Source organism: Sphingomonas desiccabilis, assembly GCF_004135605.1.
Classification (GTDB): Bacteria; Pseudomonadota; Alphaproteobacteria; order Sphingomonadales; family Sphingomonadaceae; genus Sphingomonas; species Sphingomonas desiccabilis.
On the sequence record NZ_SDPT01000001.1, the window covers coordinates 892,769 to 918,670 of the forward strand.

The window sequence follows — 25,902 nt, forward strand, 5'->3', positions numbered from 1 at the left end:
GGGGCCCGTTGCCCCGCACCCGCACCCCGTCTCAGGCGGCGGCGAGCGCCTCCTCGCGCTCGGCGGCCTGGCGCGCCCACATCTCGGCATAGACGCCGCCCTTGCGTAGCAGTTCGGCATGGGTGCCGCTTTCCACCACCTGGCCGGCCTCCAGCACGACGATGCGGTCGGCGTGCACCACGGTGGAGAGGCGGTGGGCGATGACGATCGTCGTGCGGCCCTGCTCGATCGCCTCCAGCGTGGAGAGGATCTCCGCCTCCGTCCGGCTGTCGAGCGCGCTGGTCGCCTCGTCCAGGATCAGCACGGGCGGGTTCTTGAGCAGGGTGCGGGCGATCGCGACGCGCTGCTTCTCGCCACCCGAAAGCTTCAGCCCGCGCTCGCCGACGCGGGTGTCGTAGCCGTCCGGCAGGCTCTCGATGAACGGCGCGATCGCCGCACCGCGCGCGGCGGCGGCGATCTCCTCCGCGGTCGCGCCGGCACGGCCATAGGCGATGTTGTAGCCGACCGTGTCGTTGAACAGCACCGTATCCTGGGGAACGATGCCGATTGCCGCGCGCAGCGAGTCCTGCCGCACCCGGGCGATGTCCTGCCCGTCGATGGTGATCCGCCCGCCGGTGGGATCGTAGAAGCGGAACAGCAGCCGCGCGAGCGTCGACTTGCCCGCACCCGAAGGACCCACCACCGCCAGCGTGGTGCCGGCCGGCACGTCGATGTCGATGCCCTTCAGGATCGGCCGCTCCGGATCATAGCCGAAGCGGACGTTCTCGAACCGGACATGGCCGTGCGATACGGCAAGCGCCGGCGCCTCGGGGGCGTCGCGCACCTCGGTCGGCGTGTCGATCAGGTCGAACATCGCGCCCATGTCGGTCACGCCCTGGCGAATGGTGCGATACACCATGCCGAGCAGGTCGAGCGGGCGGAACAGCTGGGTAAGGAGGGTGGAGACCAGCACCACGTCGCCGGGCGAGAAGCGCCCGCTCGCCCAGCCGAACACCACCAGCGCCATGCCACCGGCCAGCATCACGCCGGTGATCAGCGCCTGGCCGATGTTGAGGAGGGCAAGGCTGTTCTCGCTGCGCACCGCCGCGGTCGCATAGGCGGCGACCGCACGCTCGTAGCGCTCGGCCTCGCGGCCCTCGGCCCCGAAATACTTCACCGTCTCGAAGTTCAGGAGCGAGTCGACGGCGTGGGCGACCGCGCCCGTGTCGAGGTCGTTCATCCGCTCGCGCAGCGCGTTGCGCCAGTCCGTCACCCAGCGCGTGAAGAGGATGTAGGCGGCGACCATCACGACCGTGCCGACCACCAGCCACCCGCCGAAGCGGATGCCGAAGATGCCCAGCACCAGCGCCAGTTCGAGCACCGTCGGCGCGATGTTGAACAGCAGGAAGTAGAGCATCGTGTCGATGCTCTTGGTGCCGCGCTCCACCACCTTGGTGACGGCGCCGGTGCGCCGTTCCAGGTGGAAGCGCAGCGACAGGCCGTGGAGATGGCGGAACACCGCGCCCGACAGGCGCCGCGCCGCGTCCTGGCCCACGCGCTCGAACACCATGTTGCGCAGGTTGTCGAACAGCGTCGCCCCGAAGCGCGCGGCCGCATAGCCGACGATCAGCGCGACCACGAGCCACAGCGCGTCGCGGCTGCCCGCGCTCATCGTGTCGATCGCGTTCTGCAGCGCAAAGGGTGCGCCATAGACCTGCACCAGCTTCGACAGGACCACGAGCAGCAGCGCGCCGACCACGCGCAGCTTCAGCCCCGCCTGGCCCTGCGGCCAGAGATAGGGAAGGAAGCGCCGGAGGGTCGCGATCATCGGCCGCTGGGATGCGGCGGGAGCAGAAGTATCAGGAGGCATCGGATCCCGATTTGGGATGTCCAGGCCCGGTGCGCAACGGAGCCGGCAGGTCGCGGCCGCGCACGGCAGAGGGAACCGGATGTAATCTCAATCGCTTGACTCCCCGAAAGGAAGTCGAATGAGCTCGATCTTGTACGTCATCGCGATCATGGGCTGTGCCGATGATTCCAGCCAGTGCCGCAGCGCGCGGATCGAGCCGGCGACCTATACCAGCATCCAGTCGTGCCAGGCGGCGATGCCCGACGCGCTGGTCCGCAACACCGACCTGAGCTACCCCACGATCGCCGCCGCCTGCCAGCAGCGGAGCGCTCGCCTCGCCAGCAACGAGCCGCCCCAGCCGAGCCGCGGCGGCTGACCAGCGCTCTTTCCGGCCAACGGAAAAGGGCCGCGGCTTGCTTGAAAGCCGCGGCCCTTTTCGTGTCCGGCACGGGCGGGATCAGGCGACCTGAGCCGCCGGCTGCTCGTTGGGATCGCGCAGCACATAGCCGCGGCCCCACACCGTCTCGATGTAGTTCTCGCCCTCGCAGGCGGTGCTGAGCTTCTTGCGGAGCTTGCAGATGAACACGTCGATGATCTTGAGCTCGGGCTCGTCCATGCCGCCATAGAGATGGTTCAGGAACATCTCCTTGGTCAGCGTCGTGCCCTTGCGGAGCGAGAGCAGCTCCAGCATCGCATATTCCTTGCCGGTCAGGTGCACGCGGTTGCCGTCGACCTCGACCGTCTTGGCGTCCAGGTTCACCGCCAGCTTGCCGGTCTTGATGACCGACTGGGAATGGCCCTTGGAGCGGCGCACCACGGCGTGGATGCGGGCGATCAGCTCTTCCCGGTGGAACGGCTTGGTGACGTAGTCGTCCGCGCCGAAGCCGAACGAGCGGACCTTGGTGTCCATCTCGCTGATGCCCGACAGGATCAGGACCGGCGTCTGCACCCGGGCCACGCGGACCTTCTTCAGAACCTCGTAGCCGTGCATGTCGGGCAGGTTCAGGTCGAGAAGGATGATGTCGTAGTCATAGAGCTTGGCGAGATCGAGCCCCTCCTCGCCGAGATCGGTGGTGTAGACGTTGAACCCTTCGGCCTCGAGCATCAGCTCGATCGCCTTGGCGGTGGTCGGCTCGTCTTCGATCAACAAAACGCGCATCGCAGTCCCCCTGTGCGGCGAGCGGACCGGAGGCGGCGCGCCGTAGGACAATCATTAACCTAAACGGGGGTGAAGGCAAAAGGTTAACGCGTTCCTAAATCCTTCTTAGCGCGAACGCGTACGGATGCCGAAATGTCACACGTCCTCGCCAAGCGTCTCCCGCAGGTAGAGGCTGCGGATCAGCGTGAAGATCACCACCAGCAACGCCGCCGAGAAGAAGAGGCCGAACAGGCCGAATACCATCCCGATGCCGATGATCGCGAACAGGGTGATGGCAGGCGGGATCGCGATCACACGCGCCTGGACGAAGGGCGTGATGAAGTTGGTCTGTAGCAGGCGCACCACCGCATAGGTGACCAGCGCGCCGATCAGCGGCCCCGTGCCCTGGGTGGCGCCCAGGCCCAGCGCCGGGATCATCGCCGCAGTCGGGCCGACATAGGGGATGAACTCGCTGAGACCCGCCAGCAGCCCCAGCGCGGCCGCGGACGGCACGCCCGAGATCCACAGGCCGACGCCGATCAGCACCCCCATGCTGGTCATCAGGATGATCTGGGCGCGCAGCCACAGCCGCAGCGTCTCCGCCGTGTCGTCGAGCGCATCCGAAAAGGCGTCTCGCTTCGAACGGGGGACCAGCAACAGCGCGCCGCGGCGGTATATCGCGGGATCGGCGGCAAAGAACATGGCGCCGGCGAGCAGCAGGATGCAGTTGAGTAGCAGCTCGCCCGAGCCCTGAACGAGGCCGCCGATGTCCTGCGCGATGCGGGAGCCGGCGAAGGCCGCCTCCACCGCCTCGACGATGCGCGCGCCGACGGGCGAGTGCGACATCCAGGCGGCAAGGTCGAAGAGCAGGCCCGGCAGCGCCAGCACCAGCGCGTTCACCTGCGATCCGAACTGATAGCCGAAAAGCCACACCAGGAAGCCGACGGACGCCAGCACCGTCACCATGCCGGCCGGCACCCGCGCACGCTCCGGAACGCGCAGGCGTCGCCCATAGATGTCGGCCAGTGCGTGGATGACGGTTGCGCCCAGCATCGAGCCGAACGCCAGGATCAAGAGGTTGAGCGCGCGGTACAGCGCGACCGCGACCGCCGCGATCAGGATCAGCAGGACGACGCGGCGCAGGAAGCGGGCGTCCTCCGCATCCGGGCGAAGCCGGTTCACTAACGGCTCGCGCACAGCTGGCGGAAACGTTCCGCCAGGAACTCGATCAGCACCTCGACTCGGGCCGGGCGCAACGTGCCGGGCGGGGTGAGGAGGTGCAGCGCCATGTTGGTCTCCCGCCAGTCCTGAAGCAGTTCGACGAGCGTGCCGTCCGCCAGATCCTGGTCGACGATGAAGTCGGGCAGGCGCGTGATGCCGAGACCTGCCCGGAGCGCCGGGAGCATCGCCTCGCCGCTGTCGGTGCAGAGCGGCCCCGCCGGGCGGATCGCGACTTCCTCGTTGCCGCGGCGGAACTGCCAGACGAACGGGCGGCTGGCGTTGGTATAGGCCAGGCAGGCGTGGTGGGCGAGGTCGGCGGGGTGCTCGGGCCGGCCGTGCCGTTCCAGATAGGCGGGCGCCGCGACCAGGTGCAGCGTGACGGGCGCCAGCCGGCGGACCCGCAGGCTGCTGTCCGGCAGTTCGGCGACCCGCAGCGCGACGTCGATCCCTTCTGCGACGATGTCCGTCGGGGCGTCCGACAGCGTCAGGTCGACCTCGATGCCGGGGTACAGGGTCAGGAAGTCGGCGAGCGCCGGGGCGACGCGGGTGAGGCCGAAGTTCATCGGCGCCGCCAGGCGCACGCGCCCGGTGGGCGTGCTGTTGGAATCGCGCGCGACTTCCTCGGCCTCGCGCGCTTCGGCCAGGATGCGGGCGGCGCGCTCGGAAAGGGCACGGCCGCTTTCGGTCAGGGTCAGGCGGCGCGAGGTGCGGTGGAACAGCGTGGCGCCCAGCCGTGCTTCCAGGCGGCTGATCGCCTTAGAAACCGTCGCCTTGGAAGTGCCGAGCGCCTGCGCGGCACCGCTGAAGGAACGGTGTTCGACCACGGACGCAAAGATCGCCCAGGCCTCGAAGTCGGGTAGCATCATCGGACCAGCACCTCCGTCCCGAGCAGCTATAGCGCCGCAACGATCAGTTTCCAACGTTTCCGTTTACGTTGCGATGGGAGTGCCTACCTTTCCACCAACGGCTCGATGCCAGCGGAAAGGACTTTCCCATGATCGACAAGCGCAGTTTCGCAAGCCTGGGACATGCCGACCATGGTTGGCTGAACGCACGGCACCATTTCTCCTTTGCCAACTACCATGATCCCAAGCGGATGGGATGGGGTGCGATCCGCGTCTGGAACGACGACGAGATCGCGCCCAACAGCGGCTTCCCGCCGCATCCGCACCGCGACATGGAGATCATCACTTTCGTTCGCAGCGGCGCGATCACCCATCAGGATTCGATGGGCAACACCGGGCGCACGGCGGCGGGCGACGTGCAGGTGATGAGCGCCGGCACCGGCGTGCGCCATGCCGAATATAATCTCGAGCCGGAGACGACCCGGATCTTCCAGATCTGGATCGAGCCGCGCGTACAGGGCGGCGCGCCCGCCTGGGGTGCCAAGCCCTTTCCGCGCGACGATCGCTCGGGCCGGTTGGTGACGCTGGCGAGCGGCTTTGCCGAGGACGCCGACGCCCTGCGGATCCGCGCCGACGCGCGGGTGCTGGGCGCGACGCTGAAGGCGGGAGAGACCCTGACCCACGAGGTGGGCGCAGGCCGCCACGCCTATCTGGTCCCGGCGACCGGCGCAGTGGAGATCGACGGCGTGCGTTTCGACGCCCGCGACGGCGCGGCGATCGACGGCGGTACGACCGTTGCGATCACGGCGCTGGAGGATGCGGAGATCGTTCTGGTCGACGCCGAATAACGAGTTTCCCGGGCCGCGACGCGCGGCCGGGGAAGGGGGCCTGCCGATCTCTCCCTCCCTGGGCGGGCCCCCGAATACCAGCCCGACGGGCGGGCAGAAGCAAGGAGACATGCGATGGCGAAGGTTCTGGTGCTCTATTATTCGTCCTACGGCCACATCATGAAGATGGCCGAGGCTGTGGCCGAGGGCGCGCGCGGCGCCGGCGCCGAGGTCGACATCCGCCGCGTCGCCGAGACGGTGCCGGAGGATCTCGCCCGCGCCTCTCACTATGTGATGGATCAGCCCTATCCGGTGCTGGAAGACGTGAACGAGCTCGCCAATTATGACGCGATCATCGTCGGTACCGGCACCCGCTATGGCCGCATGACCAGCCAGATGGCGGCGTTCTGGGACAAGACCGGCGGCGTCTGGGCGCGCGGCGCGCTGATCGGCAAGGTGGGCGGCGCCTTCACCTCGACGGCCAGCCAGCATGGCGGGCAGGAGACGACGCTGTTCTCGATCATCACCAACCTGCTGCACCACGGCCTTGCCATCGTCGGGCTCGACTATGGCTTCCAGGGGCAGATGGGCGTGGACGAGGTGCGCGGCGGATCGCCCTATGGCGCGACCACGATCGCGGGCGGCGACGGCAGCCGCCAGCCGCACGAGGAGGAACTCGAGTCGGCGCGCTACCAGGGCCGCCGCATCGCCGAGACCGCGGCCAAGCTCACCGCCTGATCCGGGGTACCCGCCGCTCCCGAAGCGGCGGGCCTCAGCCCTGCGGCGTCGGTCCCGTGGCTTGCACGGGAGCCGGCGCCGCCGGTTGCTTCGGGGCCGGAGCGGCAGGTGCCGCAGGCCGCGGCGCCAGCAGCCGCTTGTCCTCCGGACGGTTGGGATAGGCGGGGAAGCGCGCGGCGGCCGGCGCGAACACCCCGCGGGCGGTTGCCGCGCCCGGCGCGTTCGGCGTGCGGCCGACCCAGCGCCAGTGCCAGGGCTCCCACTTCACCTGCTGCTTGTTGCCGGCCGGGAAGGACTGCTCGAAGCCGAACTCGGCGGCATTCGCGATCAGCCAGCGGCCGGCGGGGGTGGCGGCGAAGCAGGCCTCCGCATCCGGGCAGCCGCCGCGGTCGCGCGTGCCGAAGTCTACCACATAGCCGGTCGCATGCTCGCTGAACCCCGGCGGCGCCGATGCCCAGGCGCGCTCGCGAAAGCTGCTGCTCCCGTCCGGGTTGATGCCGCCGCAGAAGGTTTGGCGCTGCAGGCGGACGGAGCGGTGGCAGGACACCGCCCGCAGCTTGCCCGCGATCGCCGGATCCTGGTTGGCGCGGGCGAGCAGTGCCTGGAGGTCCGCCAGCATCGCCGGGTGGATGCGACAGCTGCCGCCCGGCGCGAACTCCTCCGGCGCCGGGATCAGCGCGGTTTCCACCGTGTCCGGGTAGGGGAAGTGGTTGAACAGCCGGCCGTCCGGTCCCGGCTGGACGATGCCGCGGTCGCACAGCGCGATCGGCGCGCGGTTGACGGCGACGGCGGGCGGCGGTGCTGCCGGCGCAGGTGTTTGCGCGGGCGCCGGTACCACCGGCGCCTCGACCGAGGCGGGCTTGGGCGCCGAGCAGGCGGCAAGCGCCAGCACCAGCGCAGCGGACATCCGCAGGGAGTTACGCAATCCGACCTCCTGAACCGCACGCGACGGCGCTGCCGCCTTTCGGTGCCTGCGCTCTGGCATGTGGGCGACGGCGGTGGCAAGGGACCTCCCATGCTGGATGACCTTGTGCTCTTCATCGATGGCGAAGCGATCGTGATCGACAAACCGGCGGGGCTGCCGGTCGACCGCCCGCGGGATCGCAGCCCGAGCATCGAATCGCGGCTGGACGAGCTGACCTTCGGCTTCCAGCGGCTGCCGACGCCGGTCCACCGTCTGGACCGGGATACCAGCGGCTGCCTGCTGCTCGCCCGCAATCCCAAGGCGCACGCCCGCTTCCAGCAGGCGTTCGAGGGCGGGCTGGTGCAGAAGCGCTACCTGGCCGTGCTCGACGGCGTGCCCACGGAAAGCTCCGGCACGATCGACCTGCCGCTCGCCAAGGTGAGCAGCGCCGAAGCGGGCTGGCGGATGGTCGGCGATCCCGAGGGAAAGCCGGCGCGCACCAACTGGAAGCTGCTGCGCGCCGAAGGCGGCCGCGCGCTGGTCGCCTTCTTCCCCGAGACGGGCCGCACCCACCAGATCCGCGTCCACGCCGCCGAGGCGCTGGGCGCGCCGGTGGCGGGCGACCCGGTCTATGGCCGGCCGGGCGGCGCGATGCTGCTCCACGCCGCGCAGCTGACCGTGCCCCGCGCCAACAAGCCCCCGGTGGAGGCGACCGCGCCGCTGCCGCCGAGCTTCGCAGCCGCTGGCTTCGGGGACAGCTGAGGCGCCGCCCGCATGGCAGCCATCCCGATCACCCGCTCGATCAGCATCGACAGCGACGAGCTCGTCGAAAGCTTCACGCGCGCGAGCGGGCCGGGCGGGCAGCACGTCAACACGACCGACAGCGCGGTGCTGCTGCGTTTCGACGTGGCGGCTTCCCCGAGCCTGCCGGAAGCCGTGAAGAACCGGCTGGCCGAGCTGGCGGGATCGCGGATGACGCGCGAAGGCGTGCTGGTCTTGCGCAGCGAGGGGGCGCGTTCCCAGCTCCTCAACCGAGAGGAAGTGCGCGAGCGGCTGGTCGCCCTGATCCGGGAGGCGACCTTTGTCCCGCGCAAGCGCAAGCCGACCAAGCCCAGCCGCGCGGCAAAGGCGCGGCGGGTGGACGAGAAAAAGGGCCGCAGCGCCGTCAAGGCCGGACGCGGCAAGGTCCGCGTCGACTGAGCGCCGGGCCGCAACGAAAAAGGAACGCCATGTACGTCTTCGACATCGCCGCCGGCTCCAAGCAGGAGCTGTACCGCGAACTCGCCAATGCGCTCGATGCGCTCACCGCCGACGAGCCGGATGCGGTCGCCAACATGGCGAACGCGGCGGCGCTCTTGTGGGAATATCTGCCCGACCTCAACTGGTCCGGCTTCTACCGCAACGTCGCCGACGAACTGGTGCTGGGGCCGTTCCAGGGCAAGGCCGCCTGCATCCGCATCCCGTTCGGCAGGGGCGTGTGCGGCGCCGCTGCGTCCACCCGCGAGACTCAGCGCGTGGAAGACGTGCACGCCTTCCCCGGGCACATCGCCTGCGACGCCGCCAGCCGCTCGGAGCTGGTGGTGCCGATCGTCCACGACGGCCGCCTGCTCGGCGTGCTCGATCTCGACAGCCCCTCGCCGGCGCGCTTCGACGCCGAGGACGCGGCCGGCTGCGAGATGCTGATGCAGCGGCTCGCGCCGCGCATCGCGGGCGCCTGACCTCGCGTCACTCGGTGGGAGTGGGCTCCGGCGTGGGGCTCGGCTGCGGCTCGGGAAGCGCGACCGCGATGTCGACGCGGCGGTTGCGCGCGCGGCCGGCTTCGTCGTCGCTGCCGTCCGGATTGGCGTTGGGCGCCACCGGCCGGTTTTCACCGAGCGCGATCACGGTGATGCGATCCTTGGCCACGCCTTTTGCGATCAGATAGTCGCGCACCGCCTCCGCGCGGCGCCGCGACGCGCGCAGGTTGTCCGCGTCCGAGCCCTTGGAGTCGCTGTGGCCGCTCAGCCGGATGGGACCGCCGGCCTGGAGCGCGGGTTCGGCCAGCAGCGTGTCGAGCATGGCCTTGGCCGGGTCGTCCAGGGCGGCGCCCTTGGGGAACTGGACGGTCCTCTCGATCGGCTCGAGCGGCGGCGGCGTGGGTTCGGCATCCGGTTCCGTTTCCGGGCGGATGATCGACTTGCCTTCGGGCGTCGGCTCGGGCGCCGGGGTGACGTTGGCGACGTCCGGCTCGGCGCTGTTCTCGGCCGGAGCGGGGTCGGCGCGGTTGCCCTCGGAAGGGCCGCATCCCGCCAGAAGCGCGGCCAGCCCGCCGGCCGCCACCGCGTGGCACAAGGTCCGTTTCATCGTTCCTCCCCAATCAGGTTCTCGTTTCGGGTCTCCGGCTCGCGCACGCGGGGCGGGGCGTAGGAGACGATCACGTCGCCGGGCTGCGGCGTCGGCCGCGTGGCATGGGTGAAGAAGCGCAGCGTCCCGTTCTTGCGCAACAACAGCAGCATGTCGGCTTCGTCGGGCAGCACCGCCTTTGCGTCGGCAAAGTCGAACTGCTCGCTGATGCGGGTCTTGCGGAACGACCAGCCGGCTCGTTCGCGCTCGGTGATCTCCTCGACGCCCAGGCCTGAGGTGAACAGCGCGCGGCCGCGCAGCGCCTCCGGCAGAGCCCGCGGATCGCCGCTCGCGTCGCCCAGCTGGTATACCGCGTCGCGGCCGATCTGCGGCGCGAATTCGCTGCATACCAGCGCGTTATAGGCTTCGTTCTCGGAGGTCGCGGCCAGGACCTGGAACTGGCTGAGGTCCAGCTGTTCCTCGGTCGCCTCCGCCAGGATCTCGCCGTGATAGGTCGGGATGCCGCGCTGCCGGGCGGGCGCAAGCCGCTGCCAGCTGCTGTCGCTCACCAGCACCGGCACCTCGAGCGAGCGGAGGTGCTCGGCGAGCGCCAGGCTCCAGTCGGTGCTCCCCACGATCAGCAGGCCGCGCTCGCTCGCGCCGGTGACCTTCAGCCAGCGTGCCACGGTGCGGATGCTGAAGCCGTGGGCGATGATCGTGGTGACAACGACCGCAAAGGACAGGGTCACCAGGATGTCGCCGTCGCTGTAGCCGAGCCGGTCGAGCCGGAGCGCGAACAGCCCCGACACGGCGACCGCCACCACGCCGCGCGGTGCGATCCAGGCGACCAGCAGCCGCTCGTTCCAGGGCACCCGGCTGAACGCGAGGCTGAGGAGCACGGTCGCCGGCCGCACCAGCAGCAGCAGCGCCACCAGGAAGCCGGCGAACCGCCATTCGAAGCGGCGCAGCACCTCCAGGTCGAGCTGTGCGGAGAGCAGCACGAACACCCCGGAGATCAGGAGGACGGTGATGTTCTCCTTGAACGGGTGGACGTCGCGCAGCGAATCGAGCTTCATGTTCGCAAGCGCGACACCCATCACCGTGACCGCCAGCAGCCCCGTCTCCTGCTGGATCAGGTTCGACAGCACAAAGGTGCCGATCACCGCGACCAGGAGGACGGGCGCCTTCAGATATTCCGGCACATGCCCGCGCGGGAACGCCCAGGCGATCGCCCGCGCCACCGCATAGCCGATCAGGCCAGCCAGCACCGCGGCCGCCAGCAGCGACACGATTACGCCGCCGAGCGAGGCGCCGGCTTCCGATCGGCGGAGATATTCGTAGGTGATGACCGCGCAGAGCGCGCCGAAGGGATCGTTGACGATCGCCTCCCACTTCAGGATCGCGCGCGGGCGCGGCGCGACGTTGCTCTGGCGCAGCAGCGGCAGGACCACGGTGGGGCCGGTGACCACCATGACGCCGGCGAACAGGATCGCGACCGGCCACACCAGCCCGGCGACATAGTAGCAGGCGACCGCACCCAGCGCCCAGCCGACCGGGATGCCTATCAGCGCCAGGCGGGTGACTGCGCCCTCGGTCTTGCGCAGCTCGCGGAAATTGAGGCTGAGCCCACCCTCGAACAGGATCACCGCGACCGCGATCGAGATAGCGGGTTCGAGCAGCGGGCCGAAGGCGGCATGCGGGTCGATCAGGCCGGTCACGGGACCCGCGAAGATCCCCGCCACCAGCATCAGCGCGATGGCGGGCCAGCCCGTTCGCCAGGCGACCCATTGCGCGCCGATGCCGAGCACGCCGATGAGCGCGAAGAGGAGAGCCTGTTGTTCCATGGGAGCGCGATACCCGCCCGGGCCGGGTGTCGCAAATTCGCGTGGCTTTGCCGGGGCAGGCGGCTATCCCCGCGGCATGGCAACTCCGACCGTCTCCGTCGTCATTCCGGTCCACAATCGGGCGCATCTGGTGGGGGATGCCGTCCGCAGCATCCTGGCCCAGTGGTTCGGCGACTTCGAGCTGGTGGTGGTGGACGACGGATCGACGGATGAATCGGTCGCGGTGGTCGAGGGCTTCGGCGATCCGCGCATCCGGGTGGTGCGGCACGCCCGCAACCTCGGGATTCCGGACGCACGCAACACCGGCCTGGATGCCGCGCGGGGCAGGCTGATCGCCTGGCTCGACAGCGACGACATCGCCCGGCCGGAGCGGCTGGGCGCACAGGTCGACTTCCTTGCCCGCAACCCCGACATCGCCCTGGTCGGCAGCTGCGCGGGCAAGATCGACAAGGACGGCCGGCGCAAGCGCGGCGTGCGCGTCCCGCCGCTCGAATCCGGCGACATCGCCGCATGGCTGCTGTTCCGGTCGGCCTTCCAGCAATCCTCGGTGATGGGCCGGGCCGAGGTGCTCAAGGCGCATCCCTACGACCGCAGCTTCGACGTGTGCGAGGACCTCGACGTGTTCGTGCGCCTGTCGCGCAGCCACCGGCTGGCGAACCTGCCGCAGGTGCTGGCGGACCGGCGGGTGCATCCGGGGCAGACCGTCTCCCAGCGGCAGGACCGCATCCGCGAGCGCAAGACCCTGCTCTACGCGGGGCCGCTGGCCGAACTCGGCATGGGCTTCGAGGCGGAGGATCTTCGCCGCCACACGCTCTTGGGCAAGACGAAGCTGAAGGGGGTCGAGGCGCCGCCGGATTTCCTGCAATGGGCCGACGACTGGCTGCAGACGCTGCGCGCGCGCAACGCGGAGAGCCGCTATGTCCCGCCCGAGGGGATGGCTCTGGCGACGGGCTGGTTCTGGCTGCTCGCCTGTCGCGTGGCGATGCCGACGCTGGGGCGGGCTGCGGCGGTGCGGGCCTACCTGCGCTCGCCGCTGGCGCGGGGATTGATCCGCGGGCCGGCACGGGGCTGGCTGGCGGCGAGCGCGCCCGTGCTGCTGGGCTTCAGGCGCTAGTCGATCAGGCGGCGGACGAGGTCCAGGTCGGCAGGCTTGTCGACATCCACCGCCGCCAGGCCGAACGGGCTCGCGACCGCGCGGGCGGAGATGCCGGCGGCGGCTCCCAGCCGCATGAGCGCCTGGTCGAGCGTGAGCCGCCCGACCAGATAGCGCAGCAGCGTTCCGGTGCCGAGCCGCCGCACGATCCGCCACGGGCGCTTGCGATCCGCCTCCACCTGCGACCACAGGTCGAGTGCGGCATTGGCCCTGGGCGTCGCCAGGTAGAAGAGGTTGCACCCCGACCAGCTTCCATCGGCGAAGCGCAGATAGGTGCGCTTGGTCTCCGGCACCGCCGCCTCGATCACGTCCCGGCGGGCGAGCAGCGCGGTCACGTCCGCACCCGCCGGCGTCGCCGCGAGGAAGCGGGTGATCCACTCCGGTTCGAGCAGCGCATGGTCGGCGGTGGTGACCAGCAGCGGCGTGCCCAGGGTTGCGAGTCCGCTGCGGGTGCTGCGGCTGGGGCCGGCCTCGGCGGTCAGCACCTCGACCCCGAGCGTTCCGGCATGGGCGGCGACGGCCGGGTCCGAGACGGAGACGCCGATGCGGGTGGCGCCGGCGGCGCGGAGCGACCGGACGACGCGGGCGAGCATCGTCACGCCGCCGACTTCGATCAGCGCCTTGGCGGGCACGCCGGCATAGTCGGCCACCGGATCGGCACCGCCCCGCGAGCCCGCGAGCACCAGGGCGTTGAACGCGCTCATGCCCGCGCCCGCGCGCGCCAGACCTTCCACAGCACGCCGGGGGCGGCGAGCAGGGGGTGGCGTTCCGCCCAGGGAGTCAGCTTGACGGGCACGCCAGTATGCCGCTCGACCTTCCACGCGCCGTAGCGCGCTGCACCATCGAGCAGGAAGGCCGCCTTCACCAGCCGCAGCGCGTTGAGCGGCTTGCCCAGCCGCCGCCGCGAACGCCACCGGCGCAGCAACTGCGCCCGTGTCTCCGCATCCAGGACCGGCGACACGCCGTCCGGCGTCCGGCGGACCTCGATCCCGGCCGCTTTCCAGGCGAGCAGGAGAAGCTCGGCATAGCGTTGCGGATCATAGGCGAGGATCTGGTCCTCGCGTCCTGGCTGTTCGACCCGCAATTCCGCGCGATAGGTCTCCCGGAACAGCGCCTTCCAATAGGCAGACGGTGCGCCATGGGCGGGGCCGAGCACGGCGGCGAAGCGGGCGGCGGTCATCGCCGCCGCCGCGATCGCGTCGACGACCGCCTCCGCCTGCGCGGCGCCGGCAATCCACAGCAGCGCACTCGGCTGCACGAAGCGGGTCCAGATGGTCGTGTCGGCCAGTTCGCCGCCGGCGGCCTCCACGAAGACGGAGAGCGGCATCGTCGCGACCTTGGCCTGGAGCATGCGGCCGCCGACGCGGACCTCCTCGAAGCTGATGTCGGGCCAGATCCGATGCGACACCATGCCGCGGATGCCGGGTGCCGGCGGCCCTTCGGTCAGCACATAGAAGTCGAGCAGCCCGTCCAGGTCCCCGGTCCGCAGCACGGAACCGTAGAACAGCACCGCCGATCCGCTGAGCCGGCCGGCGACGACGGCGGCGGCCTCGACGATCTCCGGCCGGACCTCGGCCGCCAGCATGTCGGCGATGGCGCGACGGAGCGGGCGCATCACGGCGTCACGAACTGGAGCGGCCGGCCCTGGCGCACCGTGATGGTGCCGCCGTCGTAGAGCTCGCCGTCGAGGATGAAGCCGCCCTCCAGCGTGACGGTGAAGGAACGGACGTCGTGGCGGCGGTAGCCGGCCTGCTCCAGCCATGCGGCCTCCGACCCGCGCAGCAGGGCCGGCACGGCACGCGAAAGCCGGGCGGGGGGCGCATCGACCGCCAGCATCTTCAGCCCCGCACGCTCGTGGCCGAAGGGCTTGAGCCGAAGCGGCAACCGCTCGAGCGTCGAGCTGAAGAGGATGTAGAAGGTCTTGTCGACCGGCGTGCCCCCGTCCAGCTGCAGCCGCATCGGCTCGCCCGCGCGCCACTGGTTGGCCTGGCCGCCGAACATCGTCTGGGCGACGCCCCAGAACAGCGAGATGCCGACCGCGAAGCTGTTGAAGGCGCCGGCCTTGTGCGTGCGCTGCGCCAGCTCCGTCGCGCGCACGAAGGCGCCTGCCCCGAACAGGAAGCCGCATAGCTCCGGCCGGGTTGCATCGCCGCGCAGGATCTCGACGGACGCCCGGGCACGGACTCCGCCATGGGCGCCGGCATCCAGCGCGTCCTGCACCGTCCAGTCGCTCGGGATGCCGAGGTCGAGCGCGAGCGCGTTGGTCTTGCCCGAGGGAACGACGGCCAGCCGCGGCAGGGCGTCGCCGAAAACCTCCTGCGCGCAGGTCAGCACGTCCCGCACGGTGCCGTCGCCGCCGTCGACCACCAGCAGCTCGATGCCCGCGTCGCGGAACTCGCGCAGCGCCTGGGCGAGCGCCGGGTGGGTTCGGGGGCCGCGGTACAGGAGGTTGGGCGTATCGGCCGGCACCACCGCCGCCTCGGCACCGCGGGTGCGGTTGCGATGGCTGCGGCTGTTGCTGATGATCCCGGTGCGCGGATGGCCGGCCCGGCGCGTGCCGGGCCCGGGGACCGTCGTTCCAAGGGGAGTGGGGGACGTCATCTGCTCTGCCGGTTCCGAGGTAATCTTCTTCAAACGCGCCCCCGGGTCACGATGCTTGAACGGGAGGCGGGCCCATGCACCGCACGATTGGCCCGTCCGCGCCCATATCGTGGCAGTTTTGTGGCGACCGCCGCGTTCGGCAACCCCTTTTGCACGCTTTGGCCGGGGAAGCGCCCGGCTTTTGCGACCTAGCGGCCGTATCGCGTGCGGATGGCGATGCTGCCGCCGCCGGCAGGAACCGGGAAGCGCGTCGCCTTGAACGAGGGCAGACCGAGCGCGGTCGGCGCGTCGTTGGAGAAGCCGAACCCTTCCTTGGGGGCAAAGGCGGTCCGGTTGAACTTATGGTCGCCGTTCTCGTCGTGATAGGTGGCGAGCGCATAATGGCCGGGCGCGAGCCAGAAGCAGGCGCGGGTCGTAGGGGCCGTCGTCTTGACCCTGGCGCGCGCGAGCTTGGCGCCGCCTTTCAGGAAGCGGCTGCTGTCATCCGGGTAGACGGTGAATGCGACCTCGCCATCGGCGCTGCGCAACTGGGTGGCGGCGACCTCCAGCTTCACCTTGCCGGTGCCGGGCGTGCCGACGCAGGCCGGCGCAGCCTGGGCCGGAGCGGAAAGGCCGGCGGCGCCCGCAACCAGGGCGATCGCGGCAAGAGCGGTACGGGACATCGAAGACTCTCGTTGCAACATCATGCCGTCCACCATGCACCCGGCCGGATGAACTGGAGATGGGCGGCCCGTTCAGGCCGGCACCCCCTCCGAGCGCAGCCGGTCCCGCCGGATCGCAAGGCCCAGCATCAGCGCGAGCAGGACGGCGGTGACGACCGAGGCGATCAGCACCCCGGCGGCGATGCCGTTCGCGCCCATGCTCGGCGACAGCAGGAATGCCGCCGCGAACATGGTGCCGGTGGCCGCCAGCCGAACGAAAAAGGCGCTGCCGGCACGATTGGCGGCCATCAGCACGGGTTCGAAGCCGACGGTGCACAGGTCGATGCAGCCGGCGGCGGTCAGCCACAGCAGGCTGGAATAGGCGTTGGTGAACTCCGATCCGCCGACCAGCGCCAGCACATGCTGCCCGGCCAGCAGCAGCAGTCCGAACACCAGCGCGGCGACCAGCGTCGCGACCGAGACCGAGCGCACCAGGAAGCGGCCGATCTTGCGCAGGCCGCCCGCGTCGATCGAGCGCACGATCTCGGGGAAGGCTGCGCGGGCGAGGAGCTGCGACAGCTTCGTCATTGCCTGCGCCAGCTGCACCGCCAGGCGGAACTCGCCCGCCGCGGTGGTGCCGGCGACGCCGCCCACCAGCAGCAGCGGGAACTGCTTGCTCGACAGGGTGAAGGTCGCATTGGCGTTGGTGCTGACCGCGAACTGGACGATGCCGGGGTTGTCGGTGACCACCGCGCGCAGTCCGTGGCCGTGCTGGCGCATCAGCCGCAGGTTGCCCGTCCGCGCGACCATGATCCAATAGGCGGTGGCGGTCAGCAGCTCGGCCGCCATCCACGCCACCAGGAAGCCCTGGAGCGTCGGGTGGATCAGTGCGACCAGCCCCGCGCCGACCAGCCGCACCACGGGCGTCGCGCTGTCGGCGAGCGCGGCGAGCGAGAAATTGTCGTTGAGCCGCAGGATGCCGAGCGGCGTCGAGCGCAGCGACAGCAGCTGGATGATCGTGAAGATGAAGGTCGCCCGCCACAGCGTCGGGCCGATGCCCAGCATCTCGCCCCACAGGCTCAGGATGGTGGCGGCGACGCCCACGCCGACCACCGCGCTCGTCGCGTCGAGCGCCGTGCAGGCCCGGAACAGCCGGCCCAGCCGGTCGAGGTCGCCCGCCGAGCGATGGGCGGTGCCGTAGCGGACGATGATCTGCCAGGTCTGGAAGCCCACCAGCGCGACCAGCACCTGCGAGGCGCCGACGATGATCGAGAAACGCCCGAAGTCGGTCACGCCCAGGGTGCGCGTGACGATCGCCAGGTAGAAGAGCGACAGCACGGCGGTGACGCCGCGCCCGGCGAGCAGCCATCCCAGATTGTGCGCGACGCTGCCCAGCCCCTTGCGCGGGGTGCCGGTGCGCGCGGCGAACGGGTTCACGCGAGCCAGCTGGTGATCCTTTCGCCCTGACGAGCCGTCCACATCGCCTGGAACAGCCGGACGAGGTGTACCACCAGCGAGATGGCGGTCCAGGCCGCCACCCCGATGATGCCCCAGTCGGGACGCTGCACCAGCAGCAGGAAGAACAGGATCACCATGTTCGGGTTCCGGCGCGCGGTGATGAGCCGGAACCAGCTGTCGAACCGCTCCCAAACATGGATGTGCATGCCGAAGCGCACGATGAAGGCGCCTTCGATCAGCCGCTGGGCGACATAGCCGAACAGCATCGTGCCGATCACCAGCCAGAACATCTGGTCGGAAAGCGGCCGGCCGTAATCGGCACAGCCCGCGGCCCAGGCCCACCACCAGAAGGGCGGGTGGACCAGGTCGACGCCATGGTCCCAGGCGTTGCCGAGCTTGGACGACGTGATCGTGCAGCGCGCGAGCTTCCCGTCCACGGTGTCGAACACCATGAAGACAAGGCCGGTGGCAAGGCCCGTCCAGAACCAGCCGTGCCAGAAGGCGACCGTCGCCACGATGCACAACAGGCTTCCGGCGGCCGTCACCTGGTTGGGGGTGATCCCCAGCCGTGCGGCGATGCGGGTGAGCGCGAACGCCCATTCCGGCCAGAGATATTTGGTGAGGAGGTCGGTCACCCCCTTGTAGGCGCCGGTATAGCTCGCCCGCTCGATCGCGGGCACGGCCTCGGGCACCAGCAGCTCGACGAACGGCTGCTCGCGCTTGCGAAGCGCCTCGTTGAAGATGCCTTCCTCGGCCTCGGCGCGGATCTCGTCCATGCCTGCTTCGAGCGGGACGGGCGCCTGCGCCTGCATCGCGGCGAGCACCGCCTCGCGCTGCGCCTCGTCCGCGACATGGGCGAGCGCGGGCACGCCGTTGCGGCTCACCAGCGTTCCCGGCCTGCCGGTCAGGTGCGCGACCCAGACGGGATCGAACGCGAACCGCAGGTTGACTAGGATCGTCGGGCCCGCCGGCCGGTCCGTGAAGGGCAGGTCGCGCGAGGCGGCGATCCGCCGCACGCGCTCTTCGTTGGTCATGCCCCACAGCAGCGTCGGGTTGCTGCCGACGGGCGTGACTGCCGGCCGGGGCTGGGCATCCTTGGGTGTCATAACCGGGCCGATACCCGATCGTGCGCCGATTGCGAGAGGAAAGCCGTCATCCCGCGTGGCGCCCCGCCAATACGCGCAGGATTTCGGATGCGGCGCGCGCTGGCGCCGCGCCGCTGGTGTCGCCCAGCGAATCGCTCGCGAGTGCCGCCTGCGCATCCGCAAAGCGCGGGTGCTCGGTCCCGGCACGGGACAGGGCGGGGAGAAGCCCGTCCAGGTTGTCCACCACTTCGCCCGCCACCCACATCGCGTAGGAGGGATCCTGCCGCCAGGCTGCGCCGCCCGCGTTCAGGAACACGCACGGACGCGGCCGCACCAGAAATTCGAGCAGCTGGCTGGACGTGTCGCCCAGGTAGAGGTCGGCCGCGGCGGTGTAGCTGCCGTCCACCGCGGCGAAGCTCTGGTAGTCGCAATGCGTGTCGCCGCGCCCCTTCAGTTCCTCGCACAAGGCGCGAACCTCGGGCGCGCGCTCGACGAGCCGCTGGTGCGGCGCGAAGATCAGGTTCCACCTGCCCTCGGCCAGCACCCGCCGGACGACCTGCTGGCCCCACTGCCACCAGGAAGAGCGGTGCTGTTGCCAGTGCGGATTGTAGAGCAGGACCGGCCGATCCTCCGCAAACTCCGGCTTGGCATAGCTGCGCTGGCGGAATCCCGCCTTCACGTAGCCGGTCGCGACGATCCGCTCCGGCGGCATCCCGCGTTGCAGGTAGGTGCGGCGCTCGCGCTCGCTCGGGACCAGCGTGTGCCAGGCAGCACGGCGGCGGCGGTCGTCGCGCGCGCTCATCGAGCCAACCCCGTGCGACGTCTTGACGAACCGGGTGGGGAGGAACGGCAGCAGCCGCGGCAGCCACAGGCTCGTCTGTTCGGCGCAGACGGCGACGGGCACCCGCGCGAGCCGGGGAGCAAGCCGGGCGAGCATCGGCAGCTTGGGCGGGAGCGGCGGGTTCGTGCCGTCGTCGACCGCCACCGTGCGGAAGCCGGGCGCGCGGCGGATGCGGATCGGCGCGTGCGGCCGCTCGGCGAGCCAGCCGCCGATCAGCGCCTCGTGCATCGACGTGCTGACCCACAGGTCCTGCGGCAAGTCGGGGGCGAGATCGCCGAGCGCCTCTACGATCGGGAAGAGGTGCGGGATCAGCAGCGTTTCGCCCAGGAACAGAAAGGCGACCCGGTCCCGCATCAGGCGGGCGTCCCCTGTGCCACGCCCCAGGCGTCGATGTCCTCGGGCCGGTCGATCTCCTGCCAGTTGCCGGCGTGATGTTCGATGGCGGTGACGCCGACCGTCGCCGCCAGTTCGGCGACGATCGCATGATGATAGGCGGCATGGCCGCTGTCGCGCTCGATCACCGTTTCGAGCGCGCGGGCATAGGCGCCGTCGTGGCCGGTGCTGGTGATGACGCCGAGCGAGCGGTGGGTGGTGCGTGCGGAATCCAGGTCCTTGGCAACCGCCGTCACGCGCCCCTCCGCCACCGCCACGCGCATGTCATCCAGCACATGGCCGCGGGTGGCCTCCACCACCAGGCCGATCCCCGGCGGCGGCTGGCGGAGCGCCTCGCTCAGCACCGCCTGCTCGAACACGGTGTCGCCGTTCAGCAGGCAGAAGGGCTCCAGCAGGTGCGCGCGCGCGACCCACACGCTGCCGATGCTGTTGCTGACCGACCAGAACGGGTTGAACACGGTCGAGACGCGCAGCGGCAGGGCGCGTTCGGCGACGAACCGGCGCACCTGGCGGTGGCGATAGCCGACCACGACTGCGGCTTCCTCGATCCCCGCCTCGGCCAGCGCAGTCAGCTGCTGCAGCAGGATCTCGCGCCCCTGCACCTTCACCAGGCACTTGGGGATTTCCATGGTGAGGGGCAGCAGCCGGGAGCCATAGCCGGCGCTCAGGATGACCGCTTTCATGCAGGGTGCCTTAGCCGCTGGGCCCGCGCTTGTCAGCTTCGGCGGCGCCAGGGAGCGCTGCGCCGCCTCAGCCGAGCGCGCGGATGAAGCCGTAGGTGCTGGTGATCGTCAGCACCGCGCCGACCAGGATCAGCATGGTCTTGGTGGGGATGCGCTTGGCCATGATGGCGCCGAACGGGGCGGCAACGATGCCGCCGATCAGGAGGCCTAGCGTGGCAGTCGCGAAGTCGCGGACGCCCAGATGATAGATGAAGGTCGCCGATACCGTCAGCGTCAGGAAGAATTCGACGCTGTTTACCGTGCCGACCACCTTGCGCGGCTCGACGCCCTGCACCAGCAGGTTGGAGGTGACGATCGGGCCCCAGCCGCCGCCGCCCGCCGCGTCGAGGAAGCCGCCGACGAGGCCCAGCGGTTCGACCACCTTGGGCTTGGCGTTCTTGGGCGGGAACAGGATGCCGCGGATCAGCAGGTAGACGCCCACCGCGACCAGATAGCCGAGCACGAACGGCTTCACCGCATCGCCGTCGACGTTGGTCAGCAGATAGGCGCCGCCCACGCCGCCGATGATGCCCGGCACCAGCAGCCGCAGGAACAGCTTCTTGTCGACGTTGCCCGAGAGGACGTGGCTGATGCCGGAAACCGCGGTGGTGAAGGTCTCGACCACATGGACGTTGGCGGAGGCGCGTGCAGGGGGAAGCCCGATCACCGCCACCAGCAGCGTGTTGCAGATGACGCCGAACGCCATGCCCAGGGCCCCGTCGACGATCTGGGCCCCGAATCCCACGGCAATGAACGGCAGCAACGCTTCTACGCTGAACGAAGGATCCACGGCATCTTCCCTGTTGTTGCGGTGCGACCATGCCGTGGCGGAGTCCGCCCAACAACATAGATATGGTTTAAACTGGTCCGGGCACCCGGACGCCGGCGCGGTGGGGGAGCCTGTCCACGGCGCCGGCATCGCCCCCTTTCTTCAGAAGCGATAGCGTGCCGTCACCTGGGCGGTGCGCGGGTCGCCGGGCACGCCGGAGAACATGCCCGAGTTGCCCGACTGCGGGGTGAGCAGGGTCATATAGTCCTTGTCGAACAGGTTGCGGACCAGCCCGAACACCTCCCAGCCGGCGTCCGCGGCGAAGCCGACGCGCAGGTTGACGGTCGTGTAGCCGTCGATGCGGAGGTACTTGGAATCCGATGCATCGGCGAAATAGCCGGTCCGCGACTGGCCCTCGATGCCGACATAGGCGTCGCCGTTCAGGCCGGTCGGCCGGCGATATTCCGCGCCATAGGAGAACGCCCAGCGCGACGTGCCCGGGAGCTGCTTGCCCGACAGGTCACACACCGTCGTTCCCGACGCGATCAGCTCGAGCGGGCAGGGGGCGTTCTCGAACGATTCATAGTCGGCGTCGGTGAAGGCCGTGCGGAAATAGCCCGAAAAGCCCGAGATCGGCGCCAGCACCAGGTCGAGTTCCGCGCCCTGCGAGCGGACCGAATCGATGTTGGCGAGATAGCCGCGCAGTGCGCCGGGCCCCGTGTCGACGACGTTCGCCTGGAAATCGTCCACGTCGGTGCGGAACAGCGCGAAGTTGGCGGTGAGCTTGCGCCCGAACCACTGGCTTTTGATGCCGAGCTCGTAGGATTGCGACTTCTCCGGGCTGACGATCGCGCGGTCGAGCGCCGGGTTGTTGGTGGCGTTGAACGGCAGGCCCGCCAGGTTGATGCCGCCCGACTTGAAGCCGCGCGCATAGCTTGCATAGGCGAGCAGGTTCGGCCGCGCCTGCCACGACAGGTTGATGTCGCCGGTCAGCGCGTCGTCGTTGAAGCGCACGTCATAGGCCTGCGGGCGGAAGATCGAGAGCTTCGCCGCCTGGAGCGCCGGATCGTCGGTCTGGAGACCGCCGGACACGACCGCCTCGTAGTCGGCTGTCTTGTGCTCGTAGGTATAGCGCAGCCCCGGCGTCAGGCGCAGCGTGTCGGTGATATGCCAGGTGACCTGCGCAAACGCCGCATAGCTCTGGATGGTCGACAGCGCCTCGGACGTGGTGATGTAGCCGTCGAGCAGGTTGCGCGGGATGGCCGTCCCGTTCGCCGTCTGGGTGCCCAGCAGCCAGAAGGCGGCGTCCGAACCCCATTCGGTGACGTTCTGCCCGCGCAACTCCTGGTAATAGGCATAGAGACCGAGCGTGTAGTCGAGCCGGTTCTGGCCGTTGGAGGCGAGCCGGATCTCCTGGCTCAGCTGGTCCTGCTGCACCGGGTTCGCCGACTGCGGCAGGATGTCGAGCGCGGTATAGTCGCGGTCGTTCGCCGGCTGCCAGTCCCACCAGCGATAGGCGCTGACCGAGGTGAGCGTGGCGCCCCCCAGGTCGATGTCGGCGATCGCGGAGATGCCGCCGATCTCCGAACGTGCCTTCAGCTCGCCGTCCGCATCGGCAAGGCGGTCATAGGGATCGAGGCTCGGCGGCCGGTACCCCAGGGCGGCGGCGAGCGCCGGGAACTGGCGCCCCGGCGAGCGCAGCGTCTCGCCATAGCCGGCGTAGACCTGGGTGCAGCAGTCCGCGTCCGACAGGTTGTAGTCGGCGATCAGGCGCACCCGGACGTCGTCGTTCGGCTGCCACAGCAGCTGCGCGCGCGTGGCGAAATTGTCGAGGTCGTTGACGTTGCGGCCGGTCAGCGTGCTGCGCACGAACCCGTCGCGGGTGGTCTTGCCCGCCGCCACGCGGAACGCCAGCGTCTCGCTGATCGGGCCGCTCACCGCCGCCTTGATCTGCCCGAACTTCTGCGTCCCGACCGACGCCTCGAACTCGCCCTCGGGCGTGAAGCTCGGCGACTTGGTGGTGATGTTGACGGCGCCGGCGGTCGTGTTCTTGCCGAACAGCGTGCCTTGCGGCCCGCGCAGGATCTCCACCCGTTCGATGTCGAGCAGGTCGAAGGCGGATGCGGCCGGGCGGCTGTTGTACACCTGGTCGACATAGAAGCCGACGCCCTGCTCCAGCCCGTCGTTGGCGAGCCCGAACGACACGCCCAGGCCGCGGATGTTGAGCGCGGTGTTGCGGGGGTTGGACGAGGTATATTGCAGTGTCGGCGCCTGCTGCGACACCTGCTGGATCGTGAAGGTGCCGGTGCGGGCGATCTGCTCGGACCCCAGCACCGACAGCGCGATCGGCACCGACTGCGCCCGCTCGGCGCGGCGGCGCGCGGTCACCACCACGTCCTCCGGCCCGCTCGCGCCTTCTGCGGCGACCGGCTCCGCCGGCGCCTCCTGCGCCTGCACCGCTTCGGCAGCGGGGGCGGGTGCCTCCGTGCTCGCCAGCGGGGCCGTGGTCTGCAACGCCAATATCACCGCAAGCGAACTCGGCACACTCAACCTCCCTGTTGTCTGTCCGCGCTAATCTCCACTGATCTGGTGGAGTATCAACATGGATGCTGCTTTACCAGCGACAAGCAGGGCTATCGGACGGGCGATGGCACCGTTTCGGCGGGGCTGGGCAGGTGCGGCAGGAGGAAGTCCGGGGAGCGGGCGGCGGCGCTAGTCCTCGCGCGCCTCCTCCGGGGGTTCCTGGGTCTCCGGCTCCTTCGGCTCCTTGGGCTTCGGGAGGTATTTCGTTGGGAGGGACGCAGGTGTCACCGGGCGCCCGGCCGGATCCTTGTTCGCCGACGCCGACACCTGCTCCGGCGCCATCGCGTAGATCGGCCCGACGCTGTTGCCGTTGATGCGGTAGCGCGCGGCCGTCTTTGGAGGCGCGAACAAGGCGATCGGCAGCGGCGCCACGCCTTTGCCCAGGATGAAGCGGTTGTCGCTCACCTCGATCGTCGGGTTGGCCCCGAGCGGGCGTGCGCGGATGCCGATCGACTCATCCGCCTGCGGGGTCAGGACGCGCACTTCGTTGCCGCGGATCACGGTCCGCGTGGCGCCGCCGCCCAGCATGCGCACCGGATCGCCCGCGGGCTTGTCGAAAACCAGGCGGTTGTCGAGCATCTGCAGCTGCCCGGTGCTGAGGTAGGAGAAGTCGCAGCCGACGTTCTCGAAACGATTTCCCTGCACCAGCATCCGGCTGAAATAACTGGCGGTGCAGGTGCCGGCGCCACGTTCCCCGGCCCACACCAGATGGTTGTTGAGGAACTGGACGTCGATGCTGCCGTCGTTGCGGCGGAAGCCGGAGCTTCTGAGGGCCAGCAGCGAGGCGCCCCTCGGCTTGCCGTACCGCCCCTTGCCGAAGCGGATGTGGAGCGTGGAGCCGCTGCCGTCCTGGCTCGCATAATTGTCGCGAAACACGATGTTCTTGGCCGCGTAAAAGGTGACGTAGCAGAAATTGCCTACGTTCTTCACGATGTTGTGGTGGGCAAGCGCGTTGAAGCAGCCCTCGAAGTCGACGCCCACGTCCGTCATGGAATCGATTTCGTTGTAGGCGACGAGGATCCCGTCGCCGTTGTTGCCGTAGACGCCGCCGTTCGCGCCCGAGAACTTGTTGCGGGTGATATAGACGTCGCGAACGCGGCGCATGAACTGCGGGGCGCCGCCCTCGCGATAGCGGGCGCCGCCGCCCCACCAGCTCACCTTTGCGAAGCGGCCGACGTTGCCGACGGCGGCGACCCGGCGGGCGAAGTTGAACCGCACCACCTGGCTCATGTACGATCCCGCATCGACCCGATTGTCGTAGACGAAGATGTCCTCGTTCAGGTCGTCTGGCCGGGTGGGGTGGAAGCCCGCGGCGACGGCCGGGTCCACCATTTCCTTGCGCCCCTTGTTGTAGTTGCGGTTCACCTTGCGCAGGTGCGTGACCAGCAGCGCGCCCATGCGGTCGGTCGAGCAGCGGGTGACCGAGACGTTGCGCAGATTGTTGCCGACCAGGATCAGCCCCAGCGGCTTGAGCGGTTCGGGCCGCACCACGCGGATGCTGTCGATGTGGATGTCGCGCAGGAAGTCGGTCGGGTCGCCGCTGGCGGGCGCTGCGGTGAACAGGCCGGTATCGGTGCCCTCCACCCGGATCACGGAAGCGTCGCCGGCCCCCAGGATCGTGATCGGTGCCGAAAGCTTGATCAGGCGGGTCACGCGAAGGGCGCCCGCCGGGATCAGCAGGACCTTCACCCCGCTGGCGATCGCCTTCTCCAACGCCTCGGTATCGTCCGTCTTGCCGTCGAGCTTCGCGCCGAAGCTGCGGATGTCGCGCCCCTTGCTGCGCGCCGCTGCGAAGCCGGCGTAGAGCGCGCGCCGGGTCGGGGCCCAGCTCGGCCAGTCCGCATCCTCGCCGTCGGCACCAGCACCGCCGCCAGCACTCGAATGCGTGGCCGCAAAGGCGCCTACTGCGGCAAGCCCGGAGAGCGGCAGGAGCGAACGGCGGGTGAAGCGAAGGCGGTTCGGGGCGTCGGACATGAAGGGCAAACTCGT

General features: G+C 69.8%; 25 protein-coding genes. 7 read left to right on the plus strand and 18 right to left on the minus strand.

What is annotated here, in order from left to right:
- Positions 1-31: 31 nt before the first annotated feature.
- Positions 32-1,849 (minus strand): ABCB family ABC transporter ATP-binding protein/permease, encoded by a 1,818-nt coding sequence (locus tag EO081_RS04305; protein WP_183947815.1) that lies wholly within the window; start codon positions 1,847-1,849, stop codon positions 32-34.
- A gap of 118 nt (positions 1,850-1,967) precedes the next feature.
- Between EO081_RS04305 and EO081_RS04310 the strand changes: the two genes are divergently transcribed.
- On the plus strand, positions 1,968-2,204 hold the full coding sequence (locus EO081_RS04310) for a hypothetical protein (protein WP_129340664.1): 237 nt from the start codon (positions 1,968-1,970) through the stop codon (positions 2,202-2,204).
- An 81-nt stretch (positions 2,205-2,285) separates the two neighbouring features.
- On the opposite strand, the gene ctrA is transcribed toward EO081_RS04310, so the two are convergent.
- The 3 genes from ctrA to EO081_RS04325 all read right to left on the minus strand — a co-directional run bounded on the left by ctrA (position 2,286) and on the right by EO081_RS04325 (position 5,053).
- Positions 2,286-2,987, minus strand: coding sequence for a response regulator transcription factor CtrA (gene ctrA, locus EO081_RS04315; protein ID WP_129340665.1), 702 nt, complete (start codon positions 2,985-2,987; stop codon positions 2,286-2,288).
- Positions 2,988-3,122: 135 nt separating this feature from the next.
- Positions 3,123-4,148, minus strand: coding sequence for an AI-2E family transporter (locus EO081_RS04320; protein WP_129340666.1), 1,026 nt, complete (start codon positions 4,146-4,148; stop codon positions 3,123-3,125).
- Positions 4,148-5,053 (minus strand): LysR family transcriptional regulator, encoded by a 906-nt coding sequence (locus EO081_RS04325; protein WP_129340667.1) that lies wholly within the window; start codon positions 5,051-5,053, stop codon positions 4,148-4,150. Before EO081_RS04325 ends, EO081_RS04320 begins: the two co-directional genes overlap by 1 nt.
- A gap of 128 nt (positions 5,054-5,181) precedes the next feature.
- On the opposite strand from EO081_RS04325, the gene EO081_RS04330 reads away from it, so the two are divergent.
- Positions 5,182-5,880, plus strand: a complete 699-nt coding sequence (locus tag EO081_RS04330; RefSeq protein ID WP_129340668.1) for a pirin family protein — start codon at positions 5,182-5,184, stop codon at positions 5,878-5,880.
- Positions 5,881-5,994: 114 nt separating this feature from the next.
- Positions 5,995-6,597, plus strand: a complete 603-nt coding sequence (gene wrbA, locus EO081_RS04335; protein WP_129340669.1) for an NAD(P)H:quinone oxidoreductase — start codon at positions 5,995-5,997, stop codon at positions 6,595-6,597.
- A 34-nt stretch (positions 6,598-6,631) separates the two neighbouring features.
- On the opposite strand, the gene EO081_RS04340 is transcribed toward wrbA, so the two are convergent.
- The gene (locus EO081_RS04340; protein ID WP_240697533.1) at positions 6,632-7,522 is read right to left on the minus strand and encodes a M15 family metallopeptidase; all 891 of its coding nucleotides are present in this window, start codon (positions 7,520-7,522) and stop codon (positions 6,632-6,634) included.
- Between the two features lie 90 nt (positions 7,523-7,612).
- On the opposite strand from EO081_RS04340, the gene EO081_RS04345 reads away from it, so the two are divergent.
- Genes EO081_RS04345 through EO081_RS04355 form a run of 3 tightly spaced genes read left to right on the plus strand, consistent with a single transcriptional unit; the run spans position 7,613 to position 9,219 of the window.
- Positions 7,613-8,263: an RluA family pseudouridine synthase gene (locus tag EO081_RS04345; protein WP_129340670.1), complete on the plus strand. Its 651-nt coding sequence runs from the start codon at positions 7,613-7,615 to the stop codon at positions 8,261-8,263.
- Positions 8,264-8,275: 12 nt separating this feature from the next.
- Positions 8,276-8,701, plus strand: a complete 426-nt coding sequence (arfB, locus tag EO081_RS04350) for an alternative ribosome rescue aminoacyl-tRNA hydrolase ArfB (RefSeq protein ID WP_129340671.1) — start codon at positions 8,276-8,278, stop codon at positions 8,699-8,701.
- 29 nt (positions 8,702-8,730) lie between these two features.
- On the plus strand, positions 8,731-9,219 hold the full coding sequence (locus EO081_RS04355) for a GAF domain-containing protein (RefSeq protein ID WP_129340672.1): 489 nt from the start codon (positions 8,731-8,733) through the stop codon (positions 9,217-9,219).
- A 7-nt stretch (positions 9,220-9,226) separates the two neighbouring features.
- Here EO081_RS04355 and EO081_RS04360 read toward each other — a convergent pair whose 3' ends face one another.
- A complete protein-coding gene (locus EO081_RS04360) occupies positions 9,227-9,844 on the minus strand; it encodes an OmpA family protein (RefSeq protein WP_129340673.1) in 618 nt (205 codons plus the stop codon).
- Positions 9,841-11,667: a cation:proton antiporter gene (locus tag EO081_RS04365; RefSeq protein WP_129340674.1), complete on the minus strand. Its 1,827-nt coding sequence runs from the start codon at positions 11,665-11,667 to the stop codon at positions 9,841-9,843. Before EO081_RS04365 ends, EO081_RS04360 begins: the two co-directional genes overlap by 4 nt.
- Positions 11,668-11,743: 76 nt before the next feature.
- On the opposite strand from EO081_RS04365, the gene EO081_RS04370 reads away from it, so the two are divergent.
- Positions 11,744-12,781: a glycosyltransferase family 2 protein gene (locus EO081_RS04370; protein ID WP_165284499.1), complete on the plus strand. Its 1,038-nt coding sequence runs from the start codon at positions 11,744-11,746 to the stop codon at positions 12,779-12,781.
- On the opposite strand, the gene EO081_RS04375 is transcribed toward EO081_RS04370, so the two are convergent.
- The 11 genes from EO081_RS04375 to EO081_RS04425 all read right to left on the minus strand — a co-directional run bounded on the left by EO081_RS04375 (position 12,778) and on the right by EO081_RS04425 (position 25,887).
- Positions 12,778-13,524 carry a nucleotidyltransferase family protein gene (locus tag EO081_RS04375; protein ID WP_129340676.1) on the minus strand — a complete coding sequence of 249 codons (747 nt, stop codon included), beginning with the start codon at positions 13,522-13,524 and terminating at the stop codon, positions 12,778-12,780. The two genes, EO081_RS04370 and EO081_RS04375, sit on opposite strands and share 4 nt — an antisense overlap.
- Entirely contained in the window at positions 13,521-14,435 is a 915-nt protein-coding gene (locus EO081_RS04380) for a hypothetical protein (RefSeq protein WP_129340677.1), read from the minus strand. The genes EO081_RS04375 and EO081_RS04380 overlap by 4 nt, the downstream gene beginning before the upstream one ends.
- Positions 14,435-15,421: a diacylglycerol/lipid kinase family protein gene (locus EO081_RS04385; protein WP_129340678.1), complete on the minus strand. Its 987-nt coding sequence runs from the start codon at positions 15,419-15,421 to the stop codon at positions 14,435-14,437. The genes EO081_RS04380 and EO081_RS04385 overlap by 1 nt, the downstream gene beginning before the upstream one ends.
- 188 nt (positions 15,422-15,609) lie before the next feature.
- Positions 15,610-16,083 carry a DUF2141 domain-containing protein gene (locus tag EO081_RS04390; protein WP_165284501.1) on the minus strand — a complete coding sequence of 158 codons (474 nt, stop codon included), beginning with the start codon at positions 16,081-16,083 and terminating at the stop codon, positions 15,610-15,612.
- 72 nt (positions 16,084-16,155) lie between these two features.
- Positions 16,156-17,499, minus strand: a complete 1,344-nt coding sequence (locus EO081_RS04395; protein ID WP_129340680.1) for a lipopolysaccharide biosynthesis protein — start codon at positions 17,497-17,499, stop codon at positions 16,156-16,158.
- Entirely contained in the window at positions 17,496-18,626 is a 1,131-nt protein-coding gene (locus EO081_RS04400; RefSeq protein WP_129340681.1) for a CDP-alcohol phosphatidyltransferase family protein, read from the minus strand. Before EO081_RS04400 ends, EO081_RS04395 begins: the two co-directional genes overlap by 4 nt.
- A 46-nt stretch (positions 18,627-18,672) precedes the next feature.
- Positions 18,673-19,800 carry a hypothetical protein gene (locus tag EO081_RS04405; RefSeq protein ID WP_129340682.1) on the minus strand — a complete coding sequence of 376 codons (1,128 nt, stop codon included), beginning with the start codon at positions 19,798-19,800 and terminating at the stop codon, positions 18,673-18,675.
- Entirely contained in the window at positions 19,800-20,522 is a 723-nt protein-coding gene (locus EO081_RS04410; RefSeq protein WP_129340683.1) for a phosphocholine cytidylyltransferase family protein, read from the minus strand. Before EO081_RS04410 ends, EO081_RS04405 begins: the two co-directional genes overlap by 1 nt.
- 67 nt (positions 20,523-20,589) lie before the next feature.
- Positions 20,590-21,351 (minus strand): sulfite exporter TauE/SafE family protein, encoded by a 762-nt coding sequence (locus EO081_RS04415; RefSeq protein WP_240697534.1) that lies wholly within the window; start codon positions 21,349-21,351, stop codon positions 20,590-20,592.
- A 141-nt stretch (positions 21,352-21,492) separates the two neighbouring features.
- A complete protein-coding gene (locus EO081_RS04420; protein ID WP_165284503.1) occupies positions 21,493-23,874 on the minus strand; it encodes a TonB-dependent receptor in 2,382 nt (793 codons plus the stop codon).
- Between the two features lie 168 nt (positions 23,875-24,042).
- The gene (locus EO081_RS04425) at positions 24,043-25,887 is read right to left on the minus strand and encodes a right-handed parallel beta-helix repeat-containing protein (protein ID WP_129340686.1); all 1,845 of its coding nucleotides are present in this window, start codon (positions 25,885-25,887) and stop codon (positions 24,043-24,045) included.
- Between the last annotated feature and the right edge of the window lie 15 nt (positions 25,888-25,902).

Excerpts from the sequence above, each read along its gene's own strand:
- EO081_RS04305 (WP_183947815.1), bottom strand. The coding sequence starts at position 1,849 with ATGCCTCCTGATACTTCTGCTCCCGCCGCATCCCAGCGGCCGATGATC.
- EO081_RS04310 (WP_129340664.1), top strand. The coding sequence starts at position 1,968 with ATGAGCTCGATCTTGTACGTCATCGCGATCATGGGCTGTGCCGATGAT.
- ctrA (WP_129340665.1), bottom strand. The coding sequence starts at position 2,987 with ATGCGCGTTTTGTTGATCGAAGACGAGCCGACCACCGCCAAGGCGATC.
- EO081_RS04325 (WP_129340667.1), bottom strand. The coding sequence starts at position 5,053 with ATGATGCTACCCGACTTCGAGGCCTGGGCGATCTTTGCGTCCGTGGTC.
- EO081_RS04330 (WP_129340668.1), top strand. The coding sequence starts at position 5,182 with ATGATCGACAAGCGCAGTTTCGCAAGCCTGGGACATGCCGACCATGGT.
- wrbA (WP_129340669.1), top strand. The coding sequence starts at position 5,995 with ATGGCGAAGGTTCTGGTGCTCTATTATTCGTCCTACGGCCACATCATG.
- EO081_RS04345 (WP_129340670.1), top strand. The coding sequence starts at position 7,613 with ATGCTGGATGACCTTGTGCTCTTCATCGATGGCGAAGCGATCGTGATC.
- arfB (WP_129340671.1), top strand. The coding sequence starts at position 8,276 with ATGGCAGCCATCCCGATCACCCGCTCGATCAGCATCGACAGCGACGAG.
- EO081_RS04355 (WP_129340672.1), top strand. The coding sequence starts at position 8,731 with ATGTACGTCTTCGACATCGCCGCCGGCTCCAAGCAGGAGCTGTACCGC.
- EO081_RS04360 (WP_129340673.1), bottom strand. The coding sequence starts at position 9,844 with ATGAAACGGACCTTGTGCCACGCGGTGGCGGCCGGCGGGCTGGCCGCG.
- EO081_RS04365 (WP_129340674.1), bottom strand. The coding sequence starts at position 11,667 with ATGGAACAACAGGCTCTCCTCTTCGCGCTCATCGGCGTGCTCGGCATC.
- EO081_RS04370 (WP_165284499.1), top strand. The coding sequence starts at position 11,744 with ATGGCAACTCCGACCGTCTCCGTCGTCATTCCGGTCCACAATCGGGCG.
- EO081_RS04375 (WP_129340676.1), bottom strand. The coding sequence starts at position 13,524 with ATGAGCGCGTTCAACGCCCTGGTGCTCGCGGGCTCGCGGGGCGGTGCC.
- EO081_RS04380 (WP_129340677.1), bottom strand. The coding sequence starts at position 14,435 with ATGCGCCCGCTCCGTCGCGCCATCGCCGACATGCTGGCGGCCGAGGTC.
- EO081_RS04385 (WP_129340678.1), bottom strand. The coding sequence starts at position 15,421 with ATGACGTCCCCCACTCCCCTTGGAACGACGGTCCCCGGGCCCGGCACG.
- EO081_RS04390 (WP_165284501.1), bottom strand. The coding sequence starts at position 16,083 with ATGTCCCGTACCGCTCTTGCCGCGATCGCCCTGGTTGCGGGCGCCGCC.
- EO081_RS04400 (WP_129340681.1), bottom strand. The coding sequence starts at position 18,626 with ATGACACCCAAGGATGCCCAGCCCCGGCCGGCAGTCACGCCCGTCGGC.
- EO081_RS04405 (WP_129340682.1), bottom strand. The coding sequence starts at position 19,800 with ATGCGGGACCGGGTCGCCTTTCTGTTCCTGGGCGAAACGCTGCTGATC.
- EO081_RS04410 (WP_129340683.1), bottom strand. The coding sequence starts at position 20,522 with ATGAAAGCGGTCATCCTGAGCGCCGGCTATGGCTCCCGGCTGCTGCCC.
- EO081_RS04425 (WP_129340686.1), bottom strand. The coding sequence starts at position 25,887 with ATGTCCGACGCCCCGAACCGCCTTCGCTTCACCCGCCGTTCGCTCCTG.